Origin of the sequence: Comamonas sp. lk, from assembly GCF_900564145.1 — a bacterium.
Lineage (GTDB): Bacteria > Pseudomonadota > Gammaproteobacteria > Burkholderiales > Burkholderiaceae_C > Comamonas.
In genome coordinates this window covers 1,885,584-1,898,692 of record NZ_UOOB01000001.1, presented here as the reverse complement: position 1 = coordinate 1,898,692, position 13,109 = coordinate 1,885,584, and the positions used below count along the sequence as shown (strand labels likewise).

At 61.0% G+C, this 13,109-nt stretch carries 12 protein-coding genes; 2 read left to right on the top strand and 10 right to left on the bottom strand.

Features of this window, described 5'->3' with window-relative positions; all coding sequences use genetic code 11:
• Window positions 1-126 precede the first annotated feature (126 nt).
• Window positions 127-957, top strand: coding sequence for a hypothetical protein (locus EAO39_RS08755; RefSeq protein ID WP_120967050.1), 831 nt, complete (start codon window positions 127-129; stop codon window positions 955-957).
• A gap of 107 nt (window positions 958-1,064) precedes the next feature.
• Window positions 1,065-1,427 (top strand): hypothetical protein, encoded by a 363-nt coding sequence (locus EAO39_RS08750; RefSeq protein WP_162989511.1) that lies wholly within the window; start codon window positions 1,065-1,067, stop codon window positions 1,425-1,427.
• Between the two features lie 10 nt (window positions 1,428-1,437).
• Here the strand turns inward: EAO39_RS08750 and EAO39_RS08745 are convergent, their stop codons facing one another.
• The 10 genes from EAO39_RS08745 to EAO39_RS08700 form a co-directional block, all read right to left on the bottom strand.
• Window positions 1,438-3,528, bottom strand: a complete 2,091-nt coding sequence (locus EAO39_RS08745; RefSeq protein ID WP_120967049.1) for a hypothetical protein — start codon at window positions 3,526-3,528, stop codon at window positions 1,438-1,440.
• An 8-nt stretch (window positions 3,529-3,536) separates the two neighbouring features.
• Window positions 3,537-4,211 (bottom strand): DUF6682 family protein, encoded by a 675-nt coding sequence (locus EAO39_RS08740; RefSeq protein WP_120967048.1) that lies wholly within the window; start codon window positions 4,209-4,211, stop codon window positions 3,537-3,539.
• Complete coding sequence (locus tag EAO39_RS08735) at window positions 4,211-4,657, bottom strand: hypothetical protein (protein ID WP_120967047.1); 447 nt, start codon at window positions 4,655-4,657, stop codon at window positions 4,211-4,213. Before EAO39_RS08735 ends, EAO39_RS08740 begins: the two co-directional genes overlap by 1 nt.
• A gap of 72 nt (window positions 4,658-4,729) precedes the next feature.
• Window positions 4,730-5,206 (bottom strand): hypothetical protein, encoded by a 477-nt coding sequence (locus tag EAO39_RS08730; RefSeq protein WP_120970841.1) that lies wholly within the window; start codon window positions 5,204-5,206, stop codon window positions 4,730-4,732.
• A gap of 85 nt (window positions 5,207-5,291) precedes the next feature.
• A complete protein-coding gene (locus tag EAO39_RS08725; protein ID WP_120967046.1) occupies window positions 5,292-6,581 on the bottom strand; it encodes a DUF4043 family protein in 1,290 nt (429 codons plus the stop codon).
• A 78-nt stretch (window positions 6,582-6,659) separates the two neighbouring features.
• Entirely contained in the window at window positions 6,660-7,658 is a 999-nt protein-coding gene (locus EAO39_RS08720; RefSeq protein WP_120967045.1) for a hypothetical protein, read from the bottom strand.
• Window positions 7,659-7,866: 208 nt separating this feature from the next.
• A complete protein-coding gene (locus EAO39_RS08715; RefSeq protein ID WP_162989510.1) occupies window positions 7,867-8,601 on the bottom strand; it encodes a hypothetical protein in 735 nt (244 codons plus the stop codon).
• A gap of 198 nt (window positions 8,602-8,799) precedes the next feature.
• Window positions 8,800-11,061, bottom strand: a complete 2,262-nt coding sequence (locus EAO39_RS08710; protein ID WP_120967043.1) for a hypothetical protein — start codon at window positions 11,059-11,061, stop codon at window positions 8,800-8,802.
• Between the two features lie 11 nt (window positions 11,062-11,072).
• A complete protein-coding gene (locus tag EAO39_RS08705) occupies window positions 11,073-12,383 on the bottom strand; it encodes a PBSX family phage terminase large subunit (protein ID WP_120967042.1) in 1,311 nt (436 codons plus the stop codon).
• Window positions 12,380-13,108, bottom strand: coding sequence for a hypothetical protein (locus tag EAO39_RS08700; protein ID WP_120967041.1), 729 nt, complete (start codon window positions 13,106-13,108; stop codon window positions 12,380-12,382). Before EAO39_RS08700 ends, EAO39_RS08705 begins: the two co-directional genes overlap by 4 nt.
• Window position 13,109 lies beyond the last annotated feature (1 nt).

Genomic DNA, 13,109 nt, shown 5'->3' with positions numbered 1-13,109 from the left:
CGTAAGATCTCGGCATCTGCAAAACACCTCCATCCTGATGAGGACGTTCGTAGCTTTGCCAGCTTCATGCCTGTAGGAATTTCTGCGCGTGTTATCTCCTGGCCCAAGCTCTAAGTTTTTCACAACATGATCCTTCGCGAACTGCTGAAAAAGCAGGGCCTTGACAGTTTCACTGTAGAAGACTTCAAGTTTGTAACCTCTAAAATTGCAGAAGATCCTGATCGCCTCATTCTTGTAGGCGGTCAGGCTATTGCTGTCTGGGGAATTATTTTTGACGTGCCATCCCCTCTTGGTGCGCACCAAACACTCACCGAAGACGCGGACTGGCTTGGTGGAAAATTAGATGCCAAGTGGCTTTCCGAGCGCCTGGGCGCGCCCTCAGACGTAGACCTCCACTTTGCCGGCGACTTTGATGCGACGCCCAGCGCAGCGATCGTGTATTTGCTTCGCGATGGAAAACGAGTCCTTTTGATGGACTTTCTGAGAGCCATCGCAGGTCTGGCGGTTGATGACATTGTCAAATTCGCGGTGTCTGTGGAGCTGGAGGGTGGTCGCCTGCAAGTCATGCATCCACTGCTTTGCCTGGAGAGCCGCTTCGCGAACCTCGAGCTCATCGCGTCCAAGCGCTTGGGCAATGGACCTCTGCAAGCGCAATGGATGATTGCCATCGCCAAGAAATTCCTTTTGACTCTGGTCGAATCTGGCGACGAACCTGCGCAAGTAGCTAAAGCGATACGTCAAATCGCCGAGTTAGCGGAGTACAGGGCCGGGCGCTATTGCTTCATGAACTTCCAGCTTGATGCACTTGATGCGATACCCGACGACGCGATTACCTATGCCGGACAAGGGTTCGCTGAGCAGGAGTGGCCTCGCATCGTGCGCAGAATTACAGCCAAGCGTCAAAGCTGGCTTGATTTCCGGCAACGTCAATTGCAAGCGACACAAGCTGCCCACTGAGTCCGTACTACCTAGCCCAGTACGCGACTCGATCAACTTCGCAGTTGAGTGATTCAAATACTCAATGAAATCAATCTGCTCTGCTACATTTCCTCGCAGGAGGGAACATGCAAAAGAAGATATGGGGATTGCTGGGCGGGTCGCTGCTGGCGCTGGCAGCCGCGCAGGCCCACGCCGCCAACTACGCCACATGCCTACTGGACAAGCTGCCCAACACGCAGAACGATGTCGCAGCCCAAGCCAGTATGCAGGTGTGCTTGGACAAGCATCCAGGCGGGATTGAGGTCATTCCACAGGGAAAGGGCCGCGGCCTCTTTGGCTTTAACAGCGGCGCGGAGTGCACGGCCAAGAATGCAGGCGAAACGCGAAGCAACAGAGCAGCAGTCCTGATTGGGGTGGCCTGCAGGCGACTTTACGACAAGCCAAATCCTTTCGATGATCCCAACTTCGGGAAAGAACTTTCAAAGTAGGCTTCCAGTCTTAGCCAAGATAGCGCGCTGCCGCGCCTGCCCCAAATTTGAGATCGAATTCAGCTTTCAGTCCTGGGTTCGCACGCAAAGCACTGATGTTGTTCTCTGATGGGGCTGATGCGGGCATCTGCCCGCCGCGATCTACGAACTGGCCCGTTTGATTATTCAAAACACTGGCCGGCACATTACGCATTACGTTGGCTTTTGTATCCCACTCCTGACCGCCAGGAACCACCGTAAACCTGTTTGGCTGATCCTCCTTGCCGGAGTAAGCGCGAATCTGGGCGGCAATTGCGGCTTGCTCCTCGGGGGTCTTCGCATTTAGCAGCGTCTCCTGCATGTGGCCCATGCGTTCAGCCGCACGAATTTGCGGCTCTCGCAGGCGTTCATCGCTGCTCGCGCGCTGGGCGTCGATGCTGTTGCGCTGTGCACCCAAGGCCAATTGCCCCTTGCCCAGTTCGATCTGCCCTTTTGCACGGCGGTCTGCACCGGCTTCGGCCATGGCCGTGCGCTTCAAGCCGGCATTGATTTCATTGGTTTTGAGCTGCATCTCGGGCACCTTGCCCTGGGCGGCCAGGTCGGCTCGGCTGGCGTCCACAAAGTTCTGCACGGCAGGATTGTGTGACGCACCCCTACCGCCCCAGCGCTCGGTATTCATGATCGAGCTGGCCGAAGTTTCCAGATTCTTGAGCCGCTGGCGCGCGGCCCAGTCGTTGCCGCTGTGAGCCACGCCGGGAACATTGAGGCCAAAGCCTCCAGCTTCTGGCTGACTGGTTTCAGGCTGGCTGGGGCGACGCAGGCCAAAACCACCCGCCCCTGTCTGAGCCAAAGCGCCTGCTGCTGCATCATTCTGAGCATTGGGCCGGCCAGTGAATCCGGCAGGCAAACCCATCCCGCCGGCCTGGTCGCTGTACTGGCCGCGCCCGTGGTTGTAAACACCAGGCTGCACCTCAGTGGCAACAGGCTTCACCGTGGGAGGCGGAGCATTTGGGTTGGCAGGAGTTGGATTGATCAGCCCTCGCCCAGATCCAACCGTACTCTGGGCTTGCGAAGAGGTGCCCGCCGTCGTTGGCGTCGGAGTTGCTGAAGCAGGTGCCGCTGGAGCTGCATTCGCTTGCTTGTCTGCGTAGAGGTACTTTCCAGCCATCCCCAGAGTCAGCGCATCGCCCAGGTCGGAAGCCGCGCCCAGTGCACGCACACCCACATCACGCGCCAAGCCGCCCACGCCCTCTATCGAATTCGGCTCGAATCCAAAGCGCTTCTCATAGTCAGAGGTGGGCGTCTCGGCCGCCGCGCTCGCGGTACCCGCCAATGTGGCAGGCAGCGCCACAGCACCAGCAGCTTTCATGACTGGGGCGATACCACGCCCTACAGCCGCGCCCGCGCGATACCCAGCACTCTGTGGCGAAGCCGATGCAGAGGCTGCCGGTGCAGGTGCTGGAGAGGTCGGAGTAGCTGCGGCACGCTGCGCCTGCCATGCCTTGGCCTCGGGCGATCCATTGGCCGGGTTGTATTTTGGCCGTGCGTCCGTTACGCCGTTGGGATTTGGCACGACACGGCTTTGTGCATTGAGCGGATCGCTCCCACCCATCGTGAAATTGGGCTTGTAGCCCGTGGTCTGGAGACCTGTTTGCGGGGGCACACTATTGCCCAACTGGGGTTGCGCCGGCATGGCGGCGGGCCCATTGGGTGCGCGATGGTTCACATAGGGCGCAACCGTTCGCGCACCAACTCGAAGCAGGTCCTCTGGCGCGCCGCCATTGTTGAAGAACACCTCGGGCTTCAAGCCCAAGCGCGGCGCATCCTCCGGACCAGGATCCGGCAAGCTCTTTCGCTTCAAGCCTAGACCCGGCGCTTCCTTGGTGCTGGGCACGCTTGCGCGCGCAGCATTCAGGCCGAACGAGGGTTGCACAGGCGTATGCGTAGCATCCACCACGCCCTGCAGCGCCTGTTTGCCACCCATGGCATGCACGGTATCAGGAGGCAGGACAAACTCGCCGGGCTTGAACATGCCCGGGATGCTGTCCGGCGCCTGGTTCAGCTGTTGCGCCAGCTTCGCGCCGGCCTGGGCCTTGGGTTGGGGTTTGGACAGTCCGAACATGCGGCACCTTAAAAAATGTAGGCCACGTTCACCTGGGGCTCATCGTGGCGGGTAGATCGGCGCAGGTCTGCATCCGGCCGCTTGCCGAAGTAGCCCGTAAAAGCAGCCTCGGCCGTGGCCGCGCGCTGCGGGTCAAAGCCATCGGCATCGGGCTGGCTGAATGCCCGGTGCAGTGCCCAATAGACCAGATAGGCATGGCTGGCTGCGTGGATCTCTGGCTTGTCGGCATCGCTGACCATGGGCTTGAGCGGCAGACGGTAAGCCTCCAAAGCCAGCACACCGGCCTCGCTCGGCGTTGGCACCAGGCGCAGCGCGCCCTCGGTCTGGATCGCATACATCGAATCGCAGTCAAGGCGCACACGCCAGTTCGGATGCTTGCGGTCCAGCCACTCGCGGGTCACCAAGTTCACCTGCTTGCCGCGCTGGGCGGCCGCGCTCGGCTTCCAATGCAGATGCGCGATTTCATAAACCTTGGGATGGAGCTGATAAGAGGCCTTGCCCTCCTGCACCGCAATCGTGGTGATGGCTGGAGTGCTGTCATCGAGCAGCAGTCGGCCGCGCACGGCGGCCTCGTCCTGGGCTTCGTTGAGCCAGCGCGTCACAGCCTCGTTCTCCCACAGGTAGGCTGCCACCTTGTCGGTCGCATCCTCGCGGAAAGAGGCAATCAGTTCCTCCAGATTCATCAGCGCACCCCGAATTGGTGAATCAGGCCATTGACGGTGATACGCATGTCGTCCACTTTGGCCTTGGTATCAAAGGTGTGGTCGTACTTTTGGGCGTATTCGGCCAGAGCGGTCTTGTTCATGCCCAGCACAGTGATCAGCATGGCCTCGCGCTGGTCGTCCACTTCCTTGGCCTTGTCGTCCAGGGCCTGCTGCTCCAGAGCGGCAATCTCCTGCTCGCTCAGCTCGCTGGTCTGCTGGATGGCCTGAGCCGCGCCCTGCTCCTGGCCTGGCTCCTGGGCTTCAGCAGGCTTGAGGTCGGCTGTGCGCTTGAATTCGACAAACTTCAGCAGCGGCTTGGCGATGACCTCGCTCACCAGGCGCTCTTCCTGGGGCTGCCAAACGTGGCCGGTGGCACGGTCGCGGTACAGCTTGCGGCCGGTATAGGTGATGCGTACAAAGTTCATGATGCTGGGGAGTGTTCAGATGGACGAATGCGGGCCATACCCGAAGGCAGGCCCGCATCCTGGGAGCGCTCTTTACAGGGCGCCGGTGGAAATGGCCTGCAGCACCACGTCGATGCGGCCCGCCTTGGCATTAGCCGCGCCCGAAGTGGTCAGCACCAGATAGGCGTCCTTGGGCAGCGTCACCGGTGCCTTGGTCGTCGCATTGCGCAGGCGCGCCGCGGCGGCCAGATCCAGCGCCGCGCCGAAGTAAGCCGCGTCTTGGGGCACCTTGACGCTGTCCACGCCATCCACATATTCAAAGCCCAGGTCACCCTTGACGGTGGCGGTCAGGCCTGTGGAAACGATGGCCGTGGATTCCACCAGGGTGGAGCCCGCAGGAATGACGCCCAGACGCACCTTGTCGCCGGCGGCGATGGGCGCATTGGTATCGGCTTCCAGGGCGCCACCATTGGCACCGGCCTTCAAAATGAAATGCAGGGCGTTGAGATTGCCCCAGGGAGTAGAGCCCAGCTGATTGCCGCGCTTTTGGTTGGTGGTCACGATTGCCATGGTTGGCTCCTTGATCGAAACAAAATGGAAGAACACATCCACACGCATCAGGCGCAGCCCTGTCGCCGCGCCCGATGCCTATGGATTACTGACGCTCATCAATGATGGGCACAGCCGTGTCGATGGCCATCGCGCCATGGTCGGTGTAGTACTTGGTGCCACCGCCCTGATCCACGGCCCAGCGCACCTTGGAGGTACCCTGAATCGCGCCAATCAGCAGTTCCATCTTGTCGCCGTGGTCAAACTCCTTCTCCTTCCAGAAGAAGGGCATGCCGCCATGCTTAGAAGCCGCGAAGGCCTGGGCCAGTGCCTGACCGCCCAGCAGCAGCGCACGGTCCACGGCATGGGTCTTGCCAAAGCTGGCGGGCACCACACAGGTGCTCTCCGCATCGCTGGTGTACTGAGCGCAGTAGCGCACCGTGTCACCCGCGTAGAAGCGAATGGGTCGCGGCTGCTTGCAGATCAGAATGCCGTTCCACAAACCCACATCGCCCATGAACAAGGGATGACGCTCAGCCTGGCTGGCGCGGGTCAGCGCGTTGGCCTGGAACTGGCGGAAATCCTTGTCCTGGGAGAACTGGTGGTACTGAGCGGGGCTGACCAGCAGCATGCGCAGCGGGGAATCATCGGCCGCCTGGTCGCCTGGCAGACGGATTGCGGGAGGCGGCAGCGCAATCGACTCCACCAGCGTGCGAACGGCGTCCACGATGGTCATGCTCAGGGCATCCGTGGAAGCAATGTCCATTTCGCCGGCGTTGACAGCAAAGCCCTTGAGCGAGTCACCATCGGCCACGTAGTGGCGGTTCTTGGTGGGCGCGAGCACGGGATTGACGGCAATCGCGGCAAAGTCCTCATGGCCTTCGGTGGGGATGGCCCACTCGATGTTGTCATGGAAGCCGCGCGCCCCGGCCAAGTGCATCAGGATGCTCTGATCCTGGTAACGATCCATCAGGCCCTGCGCAATGGGACGGCCCACCTTGCGGAACTCCACCGGCGAGCGAATGTCGGTCATGGCATCGCCCACATCCACGGGGAAACGCGCCTGATTGACACGCACACGGGCCTTGTCCAGAGAAATGCCCGTGCCCTTGCCCTCAGCCATGCGGCTACCCATGATGGGATAAGCGCCCACAGGTTGAATGAAGTGAAATTCCACCTCGTCACCCTTGCCGCGCCCCAGATCCGTGGCACGCACGATAGGCATGTCCGTGGTGGTCTGGTTGCGCAGCGTGGCTGCAGCTTCACCCTCGCCCTTGGGCATGGTGCCCACCATTTTGTTGAGCTTGGAATTGCGCTGCATGGACTGCGCAAACAGTCCTGCCGCTTGTACGAACTGCGCATTGGACGAACCTGCGCCTACACTGGTCTTGGACATATCAAGTCCTCCTGCTATGGGACAAGGGCGCTCTCATCACGAGATAGCCCAGTAAAAGGGTTGCGGCGTGCCAATCGGCTACACCACGCTATTCATCAATCGCATCTGACGCTCAGGCGGCAGGCTTTGCATGTACGCCATCAGGGCAGCTGGGTCGCCAGCTAGTTCCATCGCGCGATCAGCCTCTGTGCCTGCGGGTGCCGCTCCGGGCAGACTCGACAGACTCACAGGGGGCGCGCTCTTGGCGTCGGCCAACGCTTTGGCCACCGCAGCTGCAGTGGGATCAGCCGAAGCCGCGCCCGCTGCACCTGCATGGACTTGCTTGAACTGGCCCAGCAAATCAATCACGTCCTGGGCGGTGCCTGCAGTCAGCGTGCGATCAATCGCAGCCTGCATGTATCCGGGCTGACCAGCCTTCCAGCTGGCGAACTCCTTGGATTCAGCGACTTCGAAGGCATCTTTGTGCGCATCCAGAATCTTCTGAGCGTGTGCTTGCTCTGCTGTCAGCTCCTGTGCTGCCTGCTCACGGGCCTGAGCCTCGCGCTGGGCCTCGCGCTGAGGCGCCAAGGCAGCATCGACTCGTGCGGCCACCAGCTTGTCAATGCCTGCTGCCATCCCCTCTTCGGAAAAATCACCGAATAAGGAAACGTCTGCACCACCATCCACCAGGGTTTTGACTGCTGCCAGGTTCTGGTCGGCCTGGGTTGGCGCATGCCCCGCATCCGCGCGGGCTTGTGCATCCACCTGGGCTTGTTGCAGATTGCTGGCCTGGGAGGCCGTCAACTGCTCCAGTTGTGCGCGCAGCTGGTCGCGCTCGGCAATGGCCGAATCGCGCGCGGTGCGTGCTTCTGTCAGCTTTTCATAGGGGATGGTGTAACCACCGGACTTGCTGGCAATGGGCGCGCCTTCGGGCTCTTCCTGAGCGTTCGGGGTTGCATCTGCAGCGGGGGGTGGGGTTGCGGCAGTGGCCTGCGTGGAGGTTTCAGCGGCGGTGCCGGCTTCGGGCTTGGACGTATCCGCGTCCAGATCCAATGTGCCAGCAAAGGCTGCTGCCAAGAGTTGTTGAGCTTCGTTCACTCTGTTGTGCTCCGTTCCCAGCTATCCGGCCGGGGCTGTTGTGGGGCACACCGATTCGAGGATCAGGCCAGGGCCGAAGCCCTGACCATCACACTCTCCAGCGGTGGGAATGGGCCGACTCTCACGAGTGGGCTGTTTCGCTTTGATTTCTCGCTGCGATGGATGAAGTGTCACCGGCTTGCGCGCGGCGGTCTAACTCTAGTGGGGTTTAGGCTGCAGCTTGGGATGGAGCCAGAGCCGCATGCTCATAGCGCTTGGCCATTTCAATGATTTCTTCCAAGTACTGCAGATAGCGCTCTGCGTAAGCGCGACTACTCCAAGGAGTCGTACCGTCGTTGTACAGAAAGCCAGAGCTTCCACCGAAACGGCTACGTATTGCTTGCCACTCGGCTTGTGGAAGTTTGATTTTTAAATTTTCATGTTCGCCATAGTCAACCCACTTGTGGCGATCGGTCTGGCCCACGGGTTTGTAGTTGCGACCTACTGGAACATACTCCGTACCACTCGTACCGGCAGATTCCAAACCGTATGGCAGATAAATGCGCATCTCGTGATAAACAATGGAGCGAGCGTAAATCTTGAAACGCGGCACGGACAATACCGCCTTCACAAAATCTCTTGCATATTCCAGCGCACTGATGCCATTGAGATACTCGTGCGTTAGCACAGGTAGTGTTAACCGCACCGCTGCCTCAAAATCCTGCGCACCGTCAAACTGCGATGCCTTGCGGAACGCTTCACGCATGTCTTCAGCGCTACGCTGAAATACAGGGCCGCGACGCACTACTTGACGTGAAGTTCTTTCAAACACCGCCCAATTGGGGAAGCCCATTTTCTGAGCTTCTTGATCAAGGGTAACCAGATGGGGGATACCCATCTCTTTCTCACGCTTCTTTGCCAAGCGCTTAAGGCGACCAATATGGTTCTTGGAGAAAATTTGCATTTGCATTCCTTTGTTAATGCACCGCAAATCGAGCGCGTCCACACACAAGATCAATGCAGTGCATTCAGGTAATGCAAACATGTGTTCCACAGCATCGCGCTGTGGACATGGTGCCTGGCAAGGCTTTCTATCGAGGTGGACGAGTACGGCGCCATGACTGCCGTTGCGCGAATCCTAACATGGCCCTCACACGACCTGTCAAGCAGCTCGCAGGTTGTCACCGGTGCTTGGCGTCTCAATCCCATGCATTCCGGTACCGGCCTCCTGCGGTACGGGTGGAAATTCCGGGCTGGTGTTCTCGCGCACCTCAGGGGATGCCCCCTGCTCCGGCGCCGCGCCGCCCTGGCCAGGAATCGGCATTGGCCCAGGACCGGATGCGACAGCCTCGGCAGTAGGGAAATCTGGATCATCGCCGCCAGGATTGGGCTTCTGGTAGCCCGCGCTCTGCATGATGGCGTCGGCAATCGGCGCGATCATCGGCATCTGGGCCACCTGGGCACCGCCTTGCATGGCGCTGTAGGCCGCCTGCACACCGGTCTGCACCTGCTGGGCACCCATCAGCTTCTCGCGCGCCGCCACTTCGCGCTCGCGCAGGTCCAGCTCTCGCTCCTTGAGGTCGCGCTGAAGCTCCTGCTCGATCTGCTTACGCAGCTGCTCGGGGTCGGTCTGCTGGGTGGCTTCCTTGATCACCTTGATGATTTCCTCCTTGCGGGGCAAGTCCATCAAATCCAGCATGAAGGGCATCACCACCTGTTGCATCTGCGGCGGCAAGGCCTTGACCGCTTCGGAAAGCGCAGACAGCTGCTGGGCGCGAAAGCTCGAGGAGGACGGCACATCCGACAAGGCCACCTTCAGGCGCGTGCGCTGCACGTCATTGGACAGATAGCGCAACCCACCCTCTTCCACGGGCTCGTTGAGCACCACGGTGCGCGGTGGGTTGATGGTGTCACCCTCGATCACGATCACCTCGCGCTCCTGGCCCAAGTCCTCGATTTCCAGCGCCAGGATGAGCTCGCCCACCATGGCACGCCCTTCCTTGAAGTTGCCCATCAGATCGGCAATGCTGATCTGCGACTGCTCCACCTGGGTCTGCTCCTGCACGCCGCTGGTCGCGCTCCCCTGCTGCCCCTGGAAAGCCGCGGTGATGGAGCCCACCCGCTGCAAGGCCGCGCGGCTGTCGGCCATCATCTGCAGTTGCTGGTTGTTGAGTTGAAAGTCGCGCTTGACCTCAAAACGCGCGCCTGTCCGGGACATTTCATCGGGATTCAGGATGATGTCGGCATCGGGGCGGCTGATCTGCCGCCGGAATTGCTCGTCCGTCATTGCCACCGCGCCCTTGGTGCGCTCGGTACGGGTGCTGGCCATGCCCCAGCGCAGCTTGGCGATGGAGCTGTTGAGGTTGTCCTGTGGAAAGATCATGTCGCGCGCCAGGCCGAAAGGTACACGGGTCATGTCCTCACGGTAGCCCCAGAACGGCACATACGGGAAATGCGGGTGCGGGTACGGGCTGGCGCTGTCATGCAGCAGATGCGGCCCCATCCAGTAGGAGCGGCGCACCCGGGCCACGGTAGAGCGCTCTAGCTTGCCCTGGCCACCCACAACAGCAGCCTGGTGCGTTGAGTTGGCGCTATCAAACTCGACAACCCTGCCGCCGCGCATCTTGAGCAGCACCACATTCACCCAACGCCGGTACCAGAGCTCGCCCAGGCACACCTCATCCGACTCGTGCCGGTACCAGGCCTGCTCGCGCGTGGTCCAGGCCCGGTTGCCATCGGCACCCGACTGCAGGCCCGTCGAAACGCCGCCCTCTGTCACATAGCCACCATAGCCGCCCAGGCCGCTGACAGATTGCGCCTGCAGGATCAGCTTGGCCTGGTCTTCAAAGGCCCGTGCCGCGCGGTCCTTGCTGATGAAGCGCTCGCGCAGCAGCCAGCGTGCATCAGACAGGTCCTTTTCAGACGCGCGCATGTCCCAAAAGACTTCATTGCGATGGATGTAGCGACAGCGGGTCTTGTATTCCAGCGGGTTGCTATTGCGCGCCACCTCCACCCAGCCCAGGCCCACGGCCGCCTGGGGCCTGAAAGCCTCGCCCATGGCCGCGTCTGCCTTTGAAAAGCGCTCCGCTTGGTTAAGCCGGTAGTTCAGCGCGTCGGCCACATCCTGGCCCGTGGGGTCGCCATCGGGAGTCACACGCCAGTCGGTGCGGGTCTTTTCCTCAAACCCGCAGATCGCCGCGATGGCCGGGCCAATCACGTTCTCTTTGGCAGGCGGCACGCCGGTAGCCTGCAGGCGCTTGAGCAAATCCGTGCTCAGCTGGTTGCCGTCCACATAGTCGGCCTCCTTATCCGCTGCCGCGCGCCAAGGTGGTTGATCAATGCATTCCTGCACGATCTTGGCGTATTCCAGCACGGTCATGGCTTCGCCCAGATCCGCGTTTTGAGGGGGTTTGGTGTATTGCATGGTTGCTCTCACTAGCGCCAGTCGGGCGCATCGGCTTCTTGGTAGTCATCGTTGGCACTGGGAATGCCTGCCATCTGCGGCACCCACAGCGCCACATAGCGCATGCAGTCCGCGCCATGGCTGAATTCGTCGTGCAGCGGCTCCATGGGCTCGTTCGTGACCGCGTGAATGCGCCGCTGGTAGCGCTTCAGGCACTCCAGCAGGCGAGCGGTCTTGGTGGCATCAAAGTAGCAACGCGGCATGAGCATGCGTAGCTGCTTGATGCCCTCCTCCACATCCGTTGCCCGGTCCTGTGACCTGACTGAGCGGCGGCCCAGCTCGCGCAGAATCTGCTCAGAGCTTTTGCCGGTCTGGATATTTTTGGTCTTGCCGTCGTGGGGCAGGTAGTCCGTGCCCCAGCGGTAGGGCAGCTTCTCCAGCTTGGCCACATACCACTCCAGCGTGTGGTGGCTGTCCTCGATGTAGCCAATGATTCGCACATCCTGGGGGCCGCGCTGCACCAGGGCAATGCTCATGGCATCGTTCCAGCCCAGATCCCAGACCGTGTGCACCGGCAAAGTCGGGTCATAGGGCACGTCGCGCGCCCGGCTATCCAGGTACAGCGACTCCATTTCGTGGCGGTAGATCGCGCCGGCGGCCACGCGCCGCGCCTTGCCTTCCCAAATATGGGCGTAGTCGTCGGCCAGCATGGTGCGCTTGGCCTTGCGCCGCTCCTCATCCAGCACGCGCGGAAACCAAGGGTTGTCGCGCCAGTTGATCTCCACCACCCAGGTGTCGGGGCTGGGCGTGGCGATGAAGCGCTGGTAGGTTTCATCCGTCTCCATGTCCGGGTTGAGAGTCAGCCATATCTCGCTGCCCTCCTTGCGGATCGTGGGGATCAGCGTGTCCCAGCTCTTCTTGCTCACCCCGTGGGCTTCTTCCACCCACACAATGTCGCAGCCCTCAAACGACTTGATGGAGTCCACGGTGTGGCTCTGCAGACCAGAAAACAGGAACAGCGAGCCATTGATGCCGCGCACCTCGGTTTCCAGCACCTCAAAGAAGGCATGCAGGTTCAGCCGCGCGATCACATCCTTGAGCAGCTGGTGCACCGACTGCTTGATGGACTTTTGAATCTCACGGGTGCAGAGCACGCGCAGTGGACGGCTGGCCGCCATCACCAGCAGCACGGCCGCCACGGTCCAAGACTTTCCGCCGCCGCGCCCGCCATGCATCACCTTGTAGCGCTTGGGCTCCCAGATTCCGGCCAGTATTTCGGGTATGGCCAGCACGGGCACCTCGGGCATGCCTTGAGCTGTAGAGGGGACAGCAGCCAGCTTCATTCCTGCTCGTCCTCATCTGGCGCATGCACCGGCGCCTTGACGTGCACGATCTGGATGGCCGGTGGCACGTAGCCGGCCGTACCTGGTGCTGGCTCGTCCTTTTCCTTGTCGTCCATGCCAAAGGCGGTGCGCTCCATATCGACCAGCATGCGCAGGCTCTCCGAAAGCGTCTTCATGGTCTTGGAGCGCTCAGGCAGGCTGATGACCTTGTGGTACAGGTCGTTGAGGCGGTCGATCCCGTTCTCGTCGGGGTTGCGCATGTTCTCGCCCAGCTGCTCCAGCAGGGCTACGGTGTCGGCATCGGCCTGCTGCTCCAGCTCGTCCAACAGCGCATTGGTGATCTTGCGCGCCCGGTGAATGTCACGGCGGTGGGCCAGGCGCACATCGGCAATGGCCTGCGCATTGGCATCGACTACGGCACGCTCTGCAGCTCTGGATTCCTTGGATACCTCGCTGGATACTGCCGCTTTGGATACCAGAGCATCGGCCTTGCGCTGGATTTTTTCGGAAAGGTCGCGCTCCCATCCATCGCGCTTCGCTCTCTTATTAATAGCGCCGTGCGTAATGCCGTTCTCATCTGCGATCTGGCGCAGTGTCTTTACGCCGGCTCTGTAGTCAAGCTCGATGCGCTCCCAATCCGTAGGCGCGGCTTTGCTACCGGCCTTGGACATGGCCGCTGCGTGGGTACTGTCTGGGGGTTTGGATACTGCCTCTTTGGATGCCATA